Below are 19515 nucleotides of genomic sequence, written 5' to 3'. Positions count from 1 at the left end.
TAAAAAAGGGTACATATTCATATAGAATGGGATATATGAATAAAAATAGATTAGACGGGTTGAGATAAATATGAAGGAACAATATAATAATCAAAATACCTTTTTAAGTATGATAGATATGGATTTAATAAGAAGAGGACTATTACATGCCATTCAAGATTTAGTATTTATTGTGAAAGTTATGGATGAGGAAACCTTTAAATATATTTATGTAAATAAGATAGGTATGGATTATGCGAAGCTAGGCGCAGAATGTTATGGAAAAACGTTTGCTGAAGTATTATCAGAAGATACGGCGGAAATATTGCAAGTGCAATATGCAAAAGTAGCGAGCGAAGCGAAAGCACATACCTTTTGTGATGTAGTTAGTTTACCAAAGGGTGAGTTACATTATGAATCTTCACTTAATCCTGTATTCGACGAAGAAGGAGTATGTCAGTTTATTATTTGTATTACGAGGGATATCACAGCTCAGATTGAGGAAAAGGCAGAGATAGAGGAAAAACAAATGTTGTTTAAGTCGTTATTAGAATATAATAATGACTCCATTATATCTATGGATTCTATAGGTAGAATTACATATGCAAATCCAGCAACGTATGAAATATTTGGATATCAATATGAAGAATTACATAATAAATTTATTTTTGAATTTATTAATAAAGAATATGAAAAAGATTTTCAAATTATATTTAAAGGAGTCCTGCAAGGAAGGGCAAAACAAATTGTTTCAAAGAAATATGTTCATAAAGAAGGGTACGAGCTCTATATTTCTTTGAGAACTATTCCGATTATTGTGAACGCCGAAATTGTTGGGTTATATATTGTTACGAGGGATGTTACAAGACAAGTATTGAATGAAATGCGAACAGAATATTTAGCTTATTATGACCAATTAACAGGATTAATGAATAGAATTTCATGTGCAAATAAGTTAAATGTTTTTTTAAATGATAATACAGAGTTTGCGCTTGTTTTTATAGATTTAGATGAATTTCACCTTATTAATGATACTTTTGGTCATAAAGAAGGAGATAAAGTATTACAAAAAGTTACAGAATGTTTAAGCAGTTTTCAAATAGACGGTATGCACTTATTTAGAGAACACGATGATCAATTTGTTATGTTAATAGAAAATATAACGAAAGAACGTGTAGAGATAGTTGCAAAAAGAATACTAAAAAAGATTAGTGAACATTTTGTAATCGAAGAAGAGGACGTCTATTTAAGTGCGTCAATCGGAATTGTAATGGCTCCAACAGATGGAGAGGATGAAAAAATATTATTCCAAAGAGTTGATGCTGCTTTGGAAAAAGCAAAAGAAAAAGGAAAAGGGCATTATCAGTTTTATTGCAGTGGATTAGATTGTGAGCGTGAACAAAGATTTATAATAGAAAACCAATTGCATCGTGCTATAGAAAAAAATGAATTCTGCTTGTATTATCAGCCACAAATGAATATTGAAACGAAAAAAATAGCGAGTATGGAAGCTTTAATAAGGTGGGAGCATAAAGAATTGGGATTTGTCTCTCCCAATCAATTTATTCCGCTAGCAGAAAGAACAGGATTTATTATTAAGCTTGATGAATGGGTAGTAAATGAAGTGTGTCGGCAAATACGTGAATGGTTAAATAAAGGATATGAAGTTGTCCCGATTGCAGTTAATATTTCAGCCAGGCACTTTCGCTCGATTACATTAATAGAGATGATTACACGGGCTTTACATAAGTACAATGTACCAGCTCATCTATTAGCGATAGAGGTTACAGAAGGGGCCCTTATGCATAAAGACATATCAAAAAGAGTATTGCTACAATTAAAAGAACAAAATTTAAAGATTCATTTAGATGATTTTGGAACGGGATATTCATCTTTAAGTTATTTAAAAACGTATCCAATTGATACGTTGAAAATCGATCGTTCTTTTATGGAAGGTATACATGTGGATGAACGTGATACGAATATTACAGCTGCAATTATTCATTTAGCTCATACTTTGGAATTGAATGTAATTGCAGAAGGTGTAGAAAAAGCGGAACAAATACAATTTTTGAAGGAAAAGAATGTGAAGTTTGTGCAAGGTTATTATTATAGCCGACCTTTATCAAAATATGATGTGGAAAATGTGTATTATAAATGATTGATAAAAAAAGTGATGTGCTAAGAAGCACATCACTTTTTATGTGTACCGGGTTTATCATTGTAACCAGATGTGAAAATAGCTGTAAGAAATGTGAGTGATACACCTAAAATTAATAATAATTTCATACTAATATCCCTCCTATTTTTCAGTTTACGAATCTTAAATATGAATCAAAATGTATGTAAGGTTCTTGGAAGAAAAGAATTTATTTAAAATGAATAGAGGTGTAAAAACTTTAATACCTATATTATACAGAATTTTCTTTGAATTTTGGAGAGAATTTTATAGCAATACTGTATATTTCATTTTGATTTAAAGAATGTTTAAGGACATCCTAGCATACCTTTTATAATAATCCGATTGAACAAGGAGATGGGGGAGGAGCTATAATGGATATTCTAAAAAAGATTGAACAGCATCGAGCAGCAGAAGAACGGTTACAATGGGAAGGTACGTTTGCGGAGTATTTAGAGCTTGTGAAGGAAAGACCATGGGTGGCTCAAACAGCACACTCTCGCATTTACAATATGATAAAAGATGCTGGAATCGAAGAAGTAGATGGTAGAAGAAAGTATAACTTCTTTAGTAATCAGCTATTTGGATTAGAGGATGCTTTAGAACGTCTTGTGGAGGAATATTTTCATCCATCTGCAAAACGATTAGATGTTAGAAAACGTATTTTATTATTAATGGGTCCTGTTAGTGGAGGGAAATCAACATTAGTTACGATGTTGAAACGGGGATTAGAAACATATTCACGAACAGATCGAGGAGCAATTTTTGCAATTAAAGGCTGCCCAATGCATGAAGATCCACTTCATTTAATTCCGCATCATTTACGGGATGATTTCTTTGGTGAGTATGGGGTTAGAATTGAAGGGAATTTATCGCCACTAAACGTAATGCGTCTAGAGCAAGAATATGGTTCAAGAATTGAGGATGTAGTTGTAGAGCGTATTTTCTTCTCGGAAGATCGCCGTACAGGGATTGGTACATTTAGCCCGTCTGATCCTAAATCACAAGATATCGCCGATTTAACAGGTAGTCTGGACTTTTCAACAATCGCAGAATATGGTTCAGAATCAGATCCACGAGCGTATCGCTTCGATGGAGAATTGAATAAGGCAAACCGTGGGATGATGGAATTCCAAGAGATGCTAAAATGCGACGAGAAGTTTTTATGGCATTTATTATCGCTTACGCAAGAAGGGAATTTCAAAGCGGGAAGATTTGCGCTTATTTCAGCAGATGAATTAATTGTAGCGCATACGAATGAAACGGAGTATCGTTCCTTCATAGCAAACAAGAAAAATGAAGCATTGCACTCAAGAATTATTGTAATGCCAGTTCCATACAATTTACGAGTGAGTGAAGAAGAACATATTTATGAAAAAATGATTCGTGAAAGTGATGTATCCAATGTGCATATTGCACCGCACACACTTCGCGTTGCAGCAATGTTTACGATTTTAACGCGTTTAAAAGATCCGAAGCGTCCGGATATTGATTTAATTAAAAAGATGCGTTTATATGATGGAGAAACGGTAGAAGGTTATAATGCGATTGATGTAGAGGAGCTGCAACGTGAATATCAAGATGAAGGTATGAGAGGTATTGATCCTCGTTATGTTATTAATCGAATTTCCTCTACAATTATTCGAAAAGAGGTACCATCTATTAACGCATTAGATGTACTTAGATCGCTCAAAGACGGGTTGGATCAGCATCCGTCAATTAGTAATGAAGATCGAGAGCGTTATATGAATTTCATCTCATTAGCGAGAAAAGAATATGATGAAATTGCGAAGAAAGAAGTACAAAAAGCATTCGTGTATTCATATGAAGAATCAGCGAAGACACTTATGGATAATTACTTAGATAACGTTGAAGCATATTGCAATAAGTCGAAATTACGTGATCCATTAACAGGTGAAGAAATGAGTCCAGATGAAAAGCTAATGCGCTCAATTGAAGAGCAAATTGGAATTTCAGAAAATGCTAAGAAAGCATTCCGTGAAGAAATTTTAATTCGCATTTCTGCTTATGCGCGTAAAGGAAAACGCTTTGATTATAATTCACATGAGCGTCTTCGTGAAGCGATTCAGAAAAAACTATTTGCTGATTTAAAAGATATAGTGAAAATTACAACATCAACGAAAACGCCAGACGAAAATCAGCTTAAGAAAATCAATGATGTTGTTGCACGCTTAATTGATGAGCACGGCTATAATTCCTCATCTGCGAATGAATTATTACGCTATGTAGGTAGTCTGTTAAACCGATAGTTTGATAACAAAACGCTGTCTCTTGTATTTTGCGGGACAGCGTTTTATTATCCATTTATATGTGTAAAGTGTCATACCTTGTCCAAATGTAATAAATTAAGATGCAATTTCATGAATTTATTGTCAATTATTTTTACAATATGCATATGATAGAGTAACCAACCATTCATACGAAAAAAGCCAACACAATACAATATGTTGCAAAGTGTAAATGTGTGCAACTATGCATTGTGTTTCTTTCTTATCAACGGCTGAATATTTCTTTCTAGTATGTGAGTGGCAAAATTTTGTTTAGGATGCTCGGAGTATTATATGAAAAACGTTATATATGTTTATGGGATGAATTTCGATGGGCAGTTATCTTTCATTCTAGCTTGCACAGTATAAAACAAAATTTCTAGCTTACTGTTCATAGGGGAAGACAATTACAGTAAGGAGGGAAAGAAATGGGTGAAGAAAACCAACCAAATTATACGATTTCACAGGAAAACTGGTCCCTCCATCGCAAAGGATATGACGACCAACAACGCCATCAAGAAAAAGTACAAGAGGCAATTAAGAATAATTTACCCGATCTTGTAACAGAAGAAAGCATAGTTATGTCTAATGGTAAGGATGTTGTAAAAATACCGATTCGTTCTTTAGATGAATATAAGATTAGGTACAATTATGATAAAAACAAACACGTTGGGCAAGGAAATGGTGACAGCAAAGTTGGTGATGTCGTTGCGAGAGATGGATCAGGTGGTCAAAAGCAAAAAGGACCAGGAAAAGGGCAAGGAGCAGGGGATGCGGCTGGAGAAGATTATTATGAAGCTGAAGTCTCTATTCTAGAATTAGAGCAAGCGTTTTTCAAAGAATTAGAGCTGCCTAATTTAAAGAGAAAAGAAATAGATGAAAACCGGATTGAACATGTTGAATTTAATGACATTAGAAAGACTGGATTATGGGGAAATATCGATAAGAAACGAACGATGATATCCGCATATAAACGAAATGCGATGCGTGGTAAAGCCTCTTTTCATCCGATTCACCAAGAAGATTTAAAGTTCCGTACTTGGAATGAAGTATTAAAGCCAGATTCAAAAGCTGTTGTATTAGCGATGATGGATACGAGTGGATCGATGGGAATATGGGAGAAATATATGGCACGTAGCTTCTTTTTCTGGATGACAAGATTTCTACGAACGAAGTATGAAACGGTAGATATTGAGTTTATTGCTCATCATACGGAGGCGAAAGTCGTTACAGAGGAAGAGTTCTTTTCAAAAGGAGAAAGTGGCGGAACGATCTGTTCTTCTGTATACAAAAAAGCACTCGAGCTAATTGATAATAAATACTCACCAGACCGCTATAATATTTATCCATTCCATTTTTCAGACGGTGATAATTTAACATCAGATAATGCTAGATGTGTAAAGCTTGTCGAAGAGTTAATGAAGAAGTGTAATATGTTTGGATATGGGGAAGTGAACCAGTACAACCGCCATAGTACCCTCATGTCAGCCTATAAAAATATTAAAGATGAGAATTTTAGATATTATATTTTAAAGCAAAAAGCAGACGTATTCCATGCGATGAAGAGCTTTTTTAAAGAAGAATCCGGAGAAAAAATGGCATAACCCCCTTAAAAAGGGGTTATTTTTTTGTTAACTTTTTATTTTTTTAGTTGACAATGATAATGAAAATCATTATCATTTATTCGAGATATGATTACATTTAGATTTATATATTTCGGAGGAGATGTAAAGTTGAAAAAAAATAAAAGAAAACATATAAATGCGATGTTAGTGGCGGCAGCTTTAGCGCTACCGTTTGCTGCGTATTCAACACCTGCTTTAGCAGCGGTAGCAATTGAGGCTAATAAAAAGGGATATGCTTTAGAAGATGGTACATATGATGCTGTTATGAAAGCATATAAAGATAAAACGAATGAGGAGTCTATGGCAACTGTTTATATAAAGAATCCTAAGTTAACGATTGAGAATGGAAAGAAAATTGTAACGGCAACGTTAAGTGATAGTGATTTCTTCAAATACTTGAAAACAGAAGATATTCATACTCCTGGTGTGTTTCATGATGTAACAGTAATATCAGAAGATAAAAAGAAAAATGGAACGAAAGTGATTCAGTTTGAAGTGGGAGAATTAGGAAAAAGATATAATATGCAAATGCATATTTATATTCCGACAATGGCCTATGATAATAAATATCAAGTGCAGTTTGAAGTAAATGCTTTAAATTTAGAAAATAACGTTCCAGAAAAGCAAAAGGAAAATAAAGAGGATAAAGTGGATCAACAAGATGAAAGTGCAAATGTAATAGTTGATAAGAAATTACAACAGCATATTAATAAATATAATTTAGAGAGAAAAAATATAAATGAACCTATAACGAAGGAAGATTTATTACAAATTAAAACATTATCCATATACTCAGGTGAGGGGATAAATGAAATAGCTGGTTTAGAATATATGACAAACTTAGAGAAGTTGACATTAAGAGAGTCTAATGTAACAGACATATCTGTTATCTCGGGATTGAGACATTTGAAATATTTAGATTTATCCTCTAATCCAATTGAAAGCATTCAACCCGTTTCTAAGCTAGAGAATCTTGACATGCTCTTTTTAAGAGATAACAAAATTGCAGATCTTACACCGTTAAGTCAAATGAAAAAGATTAAAATATTAGATTTAATTGGTAATAATATAAAGGATCTTACACCATTATTTACAGTGTTATCGTTAGAAGAAGTATACTTAGCAAATAATCAAATTAGTAATCTTTCGGGTATTGAGAAGTTAAAGAATGTGAAACTACTATGGATAGGAAATAATAAAATTAGTGATGTTGAGCCTATTAGTAAAATGAGTAATCTTATTGAACTAGAAATTGCTGATAGTGAAATAAAAGATATATCATCATTATCTAAATTAGTAAAAATACAAGTATTAAATTTAGAAGAGAATTATATCTCTGATATATCGCCACTGAGTAATTTAACAAATTTACATGAGATAAATCTTGGAGCGAATGAAATTTCTGACATAAAGTCTGTTGAGGAATTGAGTAAGCGAACTTCAATAGATATTCAAAGACAAAAAATCTTTTTAGATGAAGCAAGCGTAGATGAAGAAATAAAAATTCCAGTATACAATTTTAAAGGAGAGCCACTTCAAAATATTAAATTGAAAAGTGAGGGGGCTACGCTGAGTAACGGATTTATAAAATGGAATAGTCCTGGAGAAAAAATATATGAATTTAAACTAGATACGAATCCTGCTGAAAGTAAAATAAGGTTTAATGGGATGGTCGTACAGAATATAGTTGAAAAACAAAAAGAAAGTGAAAATTTAATTCTCGATAAAACTTTACAACAACATATTAATAAAGAGAATTTAGGTAGAGAGAATTTAAACACTCCTATCACAAAAGAAGATTTATTACAGATTAAAAAATTAGAGATACTTAAAGAAAAAGGAAAAGAGATAAAAGATATAACCGGTTTAGAGTACATGACGAACTTAGAAAACCTCACTTTAGAAGGAGTAGGCCTGAAAAATATTGAGTTCATCTCAAACTTGAAACAATTGAACGATGTAAATGTATCTCATAATCAAATTGAAGATGTAACACCGTTATCTTCATTGAAAAATTTACAATGGTTAAATCTTACAGATAATCGTATTAAAGATGTAACGGTTCTTGGCTCAATGTTAGACTTACTTAGTTTAAAATTAGCTGAAAATGAGATTCGTGATGTAAGGCCGTTAATACAATTAGGTCAGTGGGGAACAATTGATGTTAGAAGGCAAAAGGTCATTTTGGATGCTGCAGAAATAAATAAAGAAGTGACAATTCCTGTATATAATTTAGAAGGAGAGCCAATTGAAAAGATTACACTAAAGAGTGAAGGTGGAACGCTTACTGATGAGGGAATCATTTGGAATACTTTAGGAGAAAAAATATATGAATTTGATTTAGATGCAGATCATTATGAGACTGGCATATTATATAGTGGCATTGTCATGCAGAATATAGTAGAAAAATTAATACCGAAAGAAGAAGTAAAAGAACCAACGAAAGAAGTTGAAGAAGTAAAAGAAGAAGTAAAAGAACCAACAAAAGAAGTTGAAGAAGCGAAAGAAGAAGTAAAAGAACCAACGAAAGAAGTTGAAGAATCAAAAGAAGAAGTAAAAGAACCAACGAAAGAAGTTGAAGAAGCGAAAGAAGAAGTAAAAGAACCAACAAAAGAAGTTGAAGAAGCGAAAGAAGAAGTAAAAGAACCAACAAAAGAAGTTGAAGAAACAAAAGAAGAAGTGAAAGAACCGGTAAAAGAAGTTGAAGAAACAAAAGAAGAAGTGAAAGAACCGGTAAAAGAAGTTAAAGAAACAAAAGAAGAAGTGAAAGAGCCGGTAAAAGAAGTTAAAGAAACAAAAGAAGAAGTGAAAGAGCCGGTAAAAGAAGTTGAAGAAACAAAAGAAGAAGTAAAAAAGCCAACGAAAGAAGTTGAAGAAGTAAAAGAATCAGCAACAGGATTGGATCAAGAGCCAAAAGAGAATAATCAAGTTGTTGAAAAAGAGGGAAGAAAAGCAGACACATTAAATAAACAACATACTAATAAGTCAGAGGAAGGCAAGAAATCTTTACCATCAACAGGCGGTGAAGCTAGCACATCGACTTTACTTTCTGGAATAACACTTGTTCTTTCCACCCTAAGTATGTTCGTATTTAGAAAGAGATTATTTAAGAAATAAATAACGTTTAATCTTATTATTAGATATAACTAATTTCCGCTTTTTCGAGAGGACATTATCATGGCAGTTTCATTAGAAACATGCATATGATGATGTCTTTTTTTATGAGAGAAGGATATTGCTGGGCACTTCTAAGTGTATTAGAAATGGAAGAAAGCAGATTATTGGCGGGAGATAAAGGTTGATTTGTTCACGATATATACAAATTGTAGGAAGAAATAATATGAAATATTGCATTTTATATTGTTGTATCTAGATTTTATGTTAAATTCTTCAAGGGAATATATAAATAGGGGGCAATGATATGAACAAGAAATCAAAGATTAATAAAGTGATGCTTAGTATTAGTACAATGGCGTTATCGTTAGGAGCAATTCAAACGAATGTATCAGCAGAAGAAAAGGTACCATATAATGTATTGCATTCGAAACCAGTTGGAATAGAAAAACCAGTAGATGAAGTTGGGCAAATTTCGAAAGCAGAGGAAACATTATCGTTTCAAGAACGTTTAAAAGTAGGAGACTTTTCACAGCGACCAGCATCTATTATGAAGAGCTCAGAAGTAAAGCAAATGAAAGAAAGCTATTCAATGGCTGATTTAAACAAAATGAATAATCAAGAATTGGTTGAAACGCTAGGAAGTATTAAATGGAATCAAATTACAGACTTATTCCAGTTCAATGAAGATGCAAAGGCTTTTTATAAAGACAAAGGGAAAATGCAAGCGATTATAGATGAATTAGCTCACCGAGGTAGTACGTTTACGAAAGATGATTCAAAAGGAATTCAAACGTTTACGGAAGTGTTACGTTCAGCTTTTTATCTCGCATTTTACAATAATGAATTAAGCGATTTAAATGAGAGAAGCTTCCAGGACAAATGTTTACCTGCTTTAAAAGCAATCGCGAAAAATCCAAACTTTAAGCTTGGAACAAATGAGCAAGATGCAGTCGTATCTGCATACGGTAAATTAATTAGTAATGCATCAAGTGATGTGGAAACGGTTCAATACGCATCGAATATTTTAAAGCAATACAATGATAATTTTCATACGTATGTAGAAGATCGTATGAAAGGACAAGCTGTATACGATATGATGCAAGGTATTGATTATGATATGCAATCTTATTTATTTGAAACTCGTAAAGAAGCAAAAGATACAATGTGGTACGGGAAAATAGATGGACTTATTAATGAAATAAATCGTATTGCTCTTTTAAATGAAGTAACACCAGAAAATAAGTGGCTCGTTAATAATGGAATTTATTTTGCTAGTCGTTTAGGGAAGTTTCATAGTAATCCAAATAAAGGTTTAGAGGTTGTTACACAAGCAATGCATATGTATCCGCGTTTAAGTGAGCCGTATTTTGTTGCAGTGGAACAAATTACAACAAATTATAACGGAAAAGATTATAGCGGTAATACGGTAGATTTAGAGACGATACGTAAAGAAGGAAAAGAACAGTACTTACCAAAAACGTATACATTCGACGATGGATCTATCGTATTTAAAACAGGAGATAAAGTATCAGAAGAAAAAATTAAGAGACTATACTGGGCTGCAAAGGAAGTAAAAGCACAGTATCATCGTGTAATTGGGAATGACAAAGCATTAGAGCCAGGTAATGCAGACGACGTATTAACAATAGTAATCTATAATACTCCAGATGAATATCAGTTAAACAGACAACTGTATGGATATGAAACAAACAACGGTGGCATTTATATAGAAGAAACAGGTACATTCTTTACATATGAGCGTACGCCAGAACAAAGTATTTATAGCTTAGAAGAGTTATTCCGTCATGAGTTTACTCATTATCTTCAAGGTAGATTTGAAGTGCCAGGTTTATTTGGAAGAGGAGATATGTATCAAAATGAGAGATTAACTTGGTTCCAAGAAGGAAATGCAGAATTTTTCGCAGGATCTACTCGTACAAATAATGTAGTACCGAGAAAGAGCATCATTAGTGGATTATCATCTGATCCTGCAAGCCGTTATACAGCAGAGCGCACATTATTTGCTAAATATGGTTCTTGGGATTTCTATAATTACTCGTTCGCATTGCAATCTTATTTATATACACATCAATTTGAAACATTTGATAAAATTCAAGATTTAATTCGTGCAAATGACGTGAAAAATTATGATGCCTATCGTGAGAATTTAAGTAAAGATTCTAAACTAAATAAAGAGTATCAAGAGTATATGCAACAGCTAATTGATAATCAAGATAAATATAATGTACCGGAAGTAGCAGATGATTATTTAGCTGAACATGCACCAAAATCGTTAACAGCAGTAGAGAAAGAAATTAGTGATACGTTGCCGATGAAAGAGGCAAAAATGACAAAACATAGCTCCCAATTCTTTAATACATTTACATTAGAAGGCACATTTACAGGTAGTGTAACAAAAGGTGAATCAGAAGACTGGAACGAAATGAGTAAACGAGTAAATGAAGCACTAGAACAACTGGCGCAAAAAGAATGGAGTGGCTACAAAACTGTTACAGCATACTTCGTCAATTATCGTGTGAATAGTTCAAATGAATTTGAATATGATGTAGTCTTCCACGGTATTGCAAAAGATGATGGAGAAAATAAAGCTCCAACGGTTAATATAAATGGACCTTATAATGGGCTTGTAAAAGAAGGAATTCAATTTAAAAGTAATGGCTCAAATGATGAAGATGGAAAAATTGTTTCTTATTTATGGGAATTTGGAGATGGCAGCACAAGTGCAGAAGTTAATCCAATACATGCATATGAAAGAGAAGGCATTTATAAAGTAGCGTTAAGAGTAAAAGATGATAAAGGTAAAGAGAGCAGAAACGAAACCACTGTTACGATTAAAGATGGAAGTTTAACAGAATTAGAACCAAATAATCGTCCAGAGGAAGCAAATCGTATCGGGCTAAACACTACTATAAAAGGTAGCCTTATTGGCGGAGATCACACCGATGTTTATACATTTAATGCAGCATCAACGAAAAATATCGATATTTCTGTTTTAAATGAGTATGGAATCGGGATGACATGGGTGCTTCACCATGAATCAGATATGCAAAATTATGCCGCTTACGGTCAAGCTAATGGAAATCATATAGAGGCAAAATTTAATGCAAAACCAGGTAAGTATTATTTGTATGTATATAAATATGATAATGGCGATGGAACGTACGAATTATCAGTAAAATAGGTGCTTTTCCAATGTATGTTTAACTTTACTTTTTGTGGAAAATAGTATATTATATAGATATATAATATATCGGTTATTTACTAGGAGGAGCCTGTCACAATAGGTTTCTCCTGTTCTTTTTTAGGGGCCTGTCTTACAGGCTTTTCTTTAAAGGGTAAATAACTGAAAATTAAGAACTATAATCTTTGAAAGAGGTGGGGCATACACATAACAAAAAAGGGATTGTTTAAGAGAGGGGGATAAGAAATGGCTTTGTTTGGTTATCCACTTGAAACAATTTATTTATACGGATTTATTATTGCTACTATACTCACTGTTATTTATATCTTTTTTGGAGATATATTTGAATCCATATTTAGTTTTGGAGGCGGATCTGTATCCGTTGTTACTTTATTACTTAGTTTTTTCGCCATGTTATGTGGACTTAGTTATATAGGAGAATATTTATTTTCCTTTAATAGCATTCTTATTTTCGGGTCTGCATTTGCTATATCCTTTATTGGTGTTTTCATAATGAAAATATTAATTTTAAAGCCGATCGCAGAAGCGGAACAAAACACTGTGCAGCGTATGGATGAATTTATTGGTTGTAAGGGAGAGGTCATTACGACTATTCCTACAGAAGGGTTTGGTGAAGTATTAATTTCCTCCCAATTTGGAAACAATGCAATCCTAGCTAAAACAGTTGGAAAGAAAGATATTTCACAAGGAACTGAAGTTATTATCGAGGGAGTCCAAGATGGTGTTCTGCTTGTACAGAACATCGCTTATTCTTTAAAGAAACCAAAATTATAAGGGGGAATTTACATGACGATTCCATTAATTATCGGTGGAGTATTACTCGCAATTTTAATTCTACTCATTTTAGTATTCATTACAAAGTATCGAACAGTTGGACCAGATGAAGCATTAATTGTTACTGGAAACTGGCTTGGTGGCGGGAAAAATGTAGTTACCACTGATGATGGAAAGAAGATTAAGATTATTCGTGGTGGCGGTACTTTCGTAGTTCCGATTATGCAAAGAGCAGAGCCTTTAAGTCTATTAAACTACAAATTAGAAGTGGGAACACGTGATACGTATACGAAACAAGGTGTACCGATTACAGTAAATGGTGTTTCTATTATTAAAGTAGGATCTACCATTGAAGAAGTTTCTACAGCAGCTGAACAATATTTAGGAAAAGAAACAGAAGAGTTGAAAATAGAAGCAAAAGAAGTTTTAGAAGGTCATCTACGTGCTATTTTATCTTCTATGACAGTAGAAGATGCCTATAGTAATAGAGAGCAATTCGCTCAAAAGGTACATGAAGTAGCTTCTACAGATTTAAAGAAGATGGGACTTCGCATCGTTTCCTTTACAATTAAAGAAATCATGGATAAGAACGGTTACTTAGATGCACTTGGTCAGCCACAAATTGCGATGGTTAAGCGTGATGCAACAGTTGCAAATGCAGAGCGTGAAAAAGAGGCACGAATTGAAAAAGCTCGTGCTGAGAAAGAAGCGAAAGAAGCTGAGTATCAACGTGATGCACAAATCGCTGAAGCTGAAAAACATAAAGAGTTAAAAGTACAATCTTATAAGAGAGACCAAGAACAAGCTCGCGCAGATGCAGATCTTTCCTATGAATTACAACAAGCAAAAGCGCAACAAGGTGTTACAGAAGAGCAAATGCGCGTTAAAATCATTGAGCGTGAAAAGCAAATTGAATTAGAAGAAAAAGAGATTGCGCGTCGTGAAAAGCAATATGATGCAGAAGTAAAGAAAAAGGCAGATGCAGATCGCTATGCTGTTGAACAATCAGCAGAAGCGGAAAAAGTAAAACAAATGAAAAAAGCAGATGCAGATCAATATAAAATTGAAGCGGAAGCAAGAGCACGTGCAGAAGAAGTTCGTGTAGAAGGTTTAGCGAAGGCGGAAATCGAAAAAGCGCAAGGTCAAGCAAAAGCAGAAGTACAAAAAGCACAAGGTACAGCGGAAGCAGATGTTATCAGATTAAAAGGTTTAGCAGAAGCGGAAGCGAAACAAAAAATTGCAGAGGCATTTGAGTTATATGGCCAAGCGGCGATTATGGATATGGTTCTTAACATGCTTCCAAGTTATGCGAAGGAAGTTGCAAGCCCACTTAGCAACATTGATAAAATTACAGTTGTCGATACAGGTGGCGGTGGTAAAAATAGCGGTGCCGGAAAAGTTGCAGGTTATGCGACTGATTTAATGGCAACGATGCAAGAAACATTAAAAGCTTCTTCTGGCATTGATTTAAAAGAGTTATTAGAAGGATTTGCTGGAAAAGGAGCAGTACAACAATTATCAAACGATAAACCTGTTGTATCTGTAGTAGAAGATGCGAAAAAAGAAGTAGAAAAAGATAAAGAATAGTAAAGCGGGAGGAACCTCTAGTAAGTGAGATACTAGAGGTTCTTCAGTGAATTATAATATTTCGAATAATATACATTTTTATATATTGTTTTAATTATTTAATTTATATAGAATGAAAAAGGTATGTATCAACTCTTCAATAGAGAAAGAGATAGAGAGTCGCATTGATACATTTGAATCGTATGATTTATATAAAGAAATTAAATGTAAAACAATTACATTTAAAACGGTATGGAGGGGTAGAAATATGTTTCAAGGGAAATTAAGGAGTAGTAGTTTAAAAGCAAAGTTACTTGTATCATTTGTTATGATTTTAATTCTTCCAAGTATTGTAATTGGTTGGACGTCTTATCAGCAGGCCAAGACGAATTTTAATGAAACGATTGTAAACTCGGCGAAAGATAATATAAAAATTTTGGATAATGTAATTAACAAGGAATTGGATAGTAAAAAAGTAGATGCAACTTATTTTACGAAATTATTCACACACTCAAGTTACCAAGCAGACCAAATTCAAAACATCCAAAATAAACTAGAAGAATACAACAAATTACATCCAGAAATGGAAGCAATCTATACAGGATCTAGTAATGGACAGTTTATTCAATCACCAGCTATTCAGATGCCAGACGGATATAATCCTACAGAAAGAGATTGGTATAAAGAGGCAGTGAAGAAAAGCGGAGAGGTAATTGTAACTGCTCCATATAAGTCACAAACGACAGGGAATATTGTTATTACACTAGCGAAACAAAATGAGGATAAAAGTGGCGTTCTTGGGATTGACTTAATAATTAATGATATTGTTACTACTTCCAAGATGGTTAATATCGGTAAGGAAGGGTATGTAGCAATATTTGATCAAGATAAAAATGTAGTAGCACACCCGAAAATGAAGCCGGGAGAGAAATTAGAAGAGAAACTTAGTAAGGAATTTTATAAACAGGAATCTGGTGATTTTCATTATTCATTAGAGGGTGAAGACCGTAATATTACTTTTAAAACGAATAAGAAAACTGGATGGAAAATAGCAGGAATTATGCCTTCAAAAGAAATTATTGAAGCAGCTGAACCTATTTTCTATAAAACGATAACTGTTATTGGTATTTCATTAATAATTGGCGGGATTTTAATTTACTTCATAATTGCTTCTATTATTAATCCGTTAAAACAACTTGTTATATCATCGAAAAAGATTAGTGAAGGCGATTTAACAGAATCTATTGCAGTTCATTCTAAAGATGAAATTGGACAGCTAGGAGAAAGCTTTAACGAGATGGCAGCATCATTACAGAATGTCATTTCCAATATAAATACTTCAGCAGGTCATGTAGCGGCATCTTCAGAAGAATTAACAGCTAGTATGAAGCAAACGAGTGAAGCAACGGAACAAATTACACAAGCGATAGAGCAAGTGTCGAGTGGAGCGGAAATACAAACGAAAGAAGTCGAAGAAGGCGCGACATTATTAGAAGAAGTTACAGAAGGAATTCAACGTGTGGCAGACAGTTCTTCATTAGTATCCACAGCATCTATGTATACGAAGAAAAAGGCTGAAGATGGTGGGAAGTTAGTTGAACAAACGGTGAATCAAATGCAATTAATCCATGAGTCTGTTTCAAAATCAGATAAAGTGATTGTGTTGTTAGATGATAAATCGAAACAAATTGGAGCAATCCTTGAGGTAATTCAACATATTGCAGAGCAGACAAATTTATTAGCATTAAATGCTGCAATTGAGGCTGCGAGAGCTGGAGAACAAGGAAGAGGATTTGCAATTGTAGCAGATGAAGTGCGAAAGTTAGCAGAACAATCAGGACAGTCTTCTACGGAAATTGGAAAACTAGTAAAAGAGATACAATTTGACATAAAAGAAACAGTAAGCTCTATGAAGCAAGTTGGGACAGAAGTACAATCAGGACTTGTAGTTGCAAATGAAACGAAGCAAAGCTTTGTTGAAATATTGAAGTCTACAGATGATACAGTTGTACAAATTGATAGTATGGTAGAAGTAGCGAAGCAAATGACAGTAGATGCAAAACAAGTCAGTGCATCTATTAATGAAATTGCAGCTACGATTGAAGAAAATGCAGCAAGCGTTCAAAATATTGCTGGTTCTTCAGAAGAACAATTAGCTTCAGTAGATGAAATCAATGCAGCAGCAGTTCATTTATCGCAAATGGCAGAAGAATTACAAGAGATGATTGGGAAATTTAAAGTGTAATAAAAAAGAAACGAGGTAGTAATTGTACCTCGTTTCTTTTTTTATCCCGCTATTTGTGGGTTGATTAAAGTTTCAGTTTATGAAGATAAAAATAAAGAAATATAGAGTAACCGTGTTATGATTAGGTAAAATTATAAAAGACTGTATTTTCGTTAAATTCTATCTTTAATTATGTTAGGGGAATGGTTTTGAGGCTTAAAAAATTAAAACTACAACCGAGAATTACATTAACAATTAGTACACTTATTCTAGTTGTACTTCTGTTAACGAGTTATTTATTTTATTATATATTGTCTGAAACGGTAGAAGAGCAAATTGGTAAACGGGCTTTGCATGTTGCAAAAACAGTTGCTGCTATACCTGAAATAACGGAAGCTTTTCAAAAAGAAAATCCAGCTTCTATTATTCAGCCAATTGCAGAAAAAATTCGAATTGATACAGATGCTGATTTTATTGTAGTTGGAAACAAAGAGGGGATTCGATATGCACATCCTAAGCGAGATAAAATAGGAGAAGCAATGGTTGGTGGAGATAATAAAGGAGTTCTATTAGAAGGAAAATCTTATATTTCGAAAGCAACTGGATCATTAGGTCCTTCATTACGCGGCAAAGTTCCAATCCGTAATCAGGAAAATGAAATTATAGGCGTGGTGTCTGTTGGATTTTCAATGAATGATATTCATGGAGCGGTAGAAGTATATGGAAAGCGTGTATTTTGGATTACAGTAATAGGTCTTTTAATCGGGATAATTGGTTCTATATATTTAGCCGGAAGTATAAAAAGAATGATGTTTGGGATGGAGCCAGAAGAAATTTCATCTTTATATGAAGAGCATAGTACAGTGATTCAATCTGTACGTGAAGGGATTATTGTCATTGATTACAATGGCATGATTAGTTTAGTCAATCAAGCGGCTTATGATATTCTTTCGTTAGATGAACAGCGTAATATTATTGGAGAATTTATTTTAAATGTAATTCCTAATTCAACGATACTAGATGTACTTCAAACTGGTGAAGAACAGTTTGATCGTCAATTAAATATAAAAGGGCAGGCTGTTATTGCGAACCGTCTACCTATTAAAGTGAAAAATAAAGTAACTGGCGTTGTATCGAGCTTACGTTTGAAATCTGAAATGGATCAGTTAACAGCAGAGTTATCTCAGACGAAGCAATATACAGAGGCATTACGAGCGCAAACGCATGAATATAACAATTTGTTGTATACGCTTTCAGGTCTTATCCAGTTAGAATCATATGAAGATGCTTTAGAGCTTATTCATAAGGAAACAGCGGTATATCAAGATTTTGTTCAATTTATTATGAAGCGAATTCAAAATCCATGGTTAGGTGGAATTTTAATTGGATTCTATAATAGAGCGCGAGAGTTAAAGATTGATTTTATGCTAGATCGAGAAAGTAGCTTAGATAAATTAAGCCCGCATATTGAGAGTAATTACGTCGTTTCTATTTTAGGAAATTTAATTACGAATGCATTTGAAGCAATTGAAAGAAATGAAGAGAATGATAAGAAGGTAAGGATGTTTGTAACTGATATTGGAGAAGAGATAGTAATTGAAGTGGAAGATTCAGGACAAGGGATTCATGATGAAGTCATTACTAGCATATTTTATAAAGGCTTCTCTACGAAAGAAGGCGGGAAACGAGGATATGGATTAGCAAAAGTGAAAGAGTTAGTAGAAGATTTAAATGGAAGTATTGCAATCGAAAAAGGGGATTTAGGTGGTGCATTATTTATTATTGCATTACCAAAAGAGAGAGGCGAATTGTAATGGGTGAGGAGATTGAAGTATTGATTGTAGAAGATGATATTCGAATTGCGGACATTCATCGTCGTTTTACTGAAAAGATTGAGGGATTTAAAGTAATTGGAACAGCAACGACTGGAGAACAAGCGAAAGAATGGCTAGAGTTTGTGAAGCCACAACTCGTTTTATTAGACGTGTACTTACCTGACATGCAAGGAACGGAACTTGTCACATATATTAGGCATAATTTGCATGATACAGATATTATTATGATTACAGCTGCATCGGAAACAGATGTGGTGAGGCACGCTCTACGAGGCGGAGTAACAGATTATATCGTAAAGCCACTTATGTTTGATCGATTTAGGGCGAGTTTGGAAAGTTACCAAAAAAAGATTGTGCAGTTAAAGAAAACTAATCAATTATCTATAGAGCAAATTGAACATTTATGGTCTCAAAGAGGCGTAAAGGGAAATGAAATAGAATATGCCCCGAAAGGGATAGATCCTTTAACTTTAGCAAAAATAAAAAAGCATATGTTAACAGTTGATGAAGAAGGTATTACGGCAGAAGTGTTAAGCTCAATGGTTGGGGTAAGCCGATCAACAGCGAGGCGCTATTTAGAGTATTTAATATCTGGAAAGAAAGTTCATGCGGAGCTTATATATGGGAGTGTAGGGAGACCAGAAAGAAGGTATTTTCTTGTTTCTTCATAACAAAAAAACAGTAGAGAATTACATTTCTTCTACT

Annotated in this window: 10 protein-coding genes and 1 pseudogene; all 11 read left to right on the top strand. The window is 33.6% G+C overall.

Annotated elements, in window-relative coordinates:
* Nucleotides 1–70 precede the first annotated feature (70 nt).
* The 11 genes and pseudogenes from AC3WTA_RS22930 to AC3WTA_RS22880 all read left to right on the top strand — a co-directional run bounded on the left by AC3WTA_RS22930 (nucleotide 71) and on the right by AC3WTA_RS22880 (nucleotide 19481).
* Nucleotides 71–2140: a sensor domain-containing protein gene (locus tag AC3WTA_RS22930; RefSeq protein ID WP_070169385.1), complete on the top strand. Its 2070-nt coding sequence runs from the start codon at nucleotides 71–73 to the stop codon at nucleotides 2138–2140.
* Between the two features lie 392 nt (nucleotides 2141–2532).
* Nucleotides 2533–4428, top strand: a complete 1896-nt coding sequence (locus AC3WTA_RS22925; RefSeq protein ID WP_000353275.1) for a PrkA family serine protein kinase — start codon at nucleotides 2533–2535, stop codon at nucleotides 4426–4428.
* Between the two features lie 446 nt (nucleotides 4429–4874).
* Nucleotides 4875–6050, top strand: coding sequence for a sporulation protein YhbH (gene yhbH / locus AC3WTA_RS22920; protein WP_000503502.1), 1176 nt, complete (start codon nucleotides 4875–4877; stop codon nucleotides 6048–6050).
* 129 nt (nucleotides 6051–6179) lie between these two features.
* The gene (locus tag AC3WTA_RS22915) at nucleotides 6180–9188 is read left to right on the top strand and encodes a leucine-rich repeat domain-containing protein (RefSeq protein WP_070169386.1); all 3009 of its coding nucleotides are present in this window, start codon (nucleotides 6180–6182) and stop codon (nucleotides 9186–9188) included.
* A gap of 304 nt (nucleotides 9189–9492) precedes the next feature.
* Nucleotides 9493–12390 (top strand): collagenase ColA, encoded by a 2898-nt coding sequence (colA, locus tag AC3WTA_RS22910; RefSeq protein ID WP_070169387.1) that lies wholly within the window; start codon nucleotides 9493–9495, stop codon nucleotides 12388–12390.
* Nucleotides 12391–12636: 246 nt separating this feature from the next.
* Entirely contained in the window at nucleotides 12637–13185 is a 549-nt protein-coding gene (locus AC3WTA_RS22905; RefSeq protein ID WP_001173145.1) for an NfeD family protein, read from the top strand.
* Between the two features lie 12 nt (nucleotides 13186–13197).
* The gene (floT, locus tag AC3WTA_RS22900; protein WP_000154996.1) at nucleotides 13198–14772 is read left to right on the top strand and encodes a flotillin lipid rafts scaffold protein FloT; all 1575 of its coding nucleotides are present in this window, start codon (nucleotides 13198–13200) and stop codon (nucleotides 14770–14772) included.
* Between the two features lie 112 nt (nucleotides 14773–14884).
* Nucleotides 14885–16054: pseudogene (locus tag AC3WTA_RS22895) on the top strand (HAMP domain-containing protein); the annotation flags it as partial.
* Nucleotides 16049–16996: a methyl-accepting chemotaxis protein gene (locus AC3WTA_RS22890; protein WP_371410611.1), complete on the top strand. Its 948-nt coding sequence runs from the start codon at nucleotides 16049–16051 to the stop codon at nucleotides 16994–16996. The pseudogene AC3WTA_RS22895 and the gene AC3WTA_RS22890, both read left to right, overlap by 6 nt.
* A gap of 182 nt (nucleotides 16997–17178) precedes the next feature.
* On the top strand, nucleotides 17179–18789 hold the full coding sequence (locus tag AC3WTA_RS22885; RefSeq protein WP_492333038.1) for an ATP-binding protein: 1611 nt from the start codon (nucleotides 17179–17181) through the stop codon (nucleotides 18787–18789).
* Nucleotides 18789–19481: a response regulator gene (locus AC3WTA_RS22880; protein ID WP_000503457.1), complete on the top strand. Its 693-nt coding sequence runs from the start codon at nucleotides 18789–18791 to the stop codon at nucleotides 19479–19481. Before AC3WTA_RS22885 ends, AC3WTA_RS22880 begins: the two co-directional genes overlap by 1 nt.
* Nucleotides 19482–19515: the final 34 nt, after the last annotated feature.

The sequence above is a fragment of the Bacillus sp. EB106-07-01-XG149 genome, from assembly GCF_058791555.1.
This window is presented reverse-complemented; position numbering and strand designations above follow the sequence as displayed.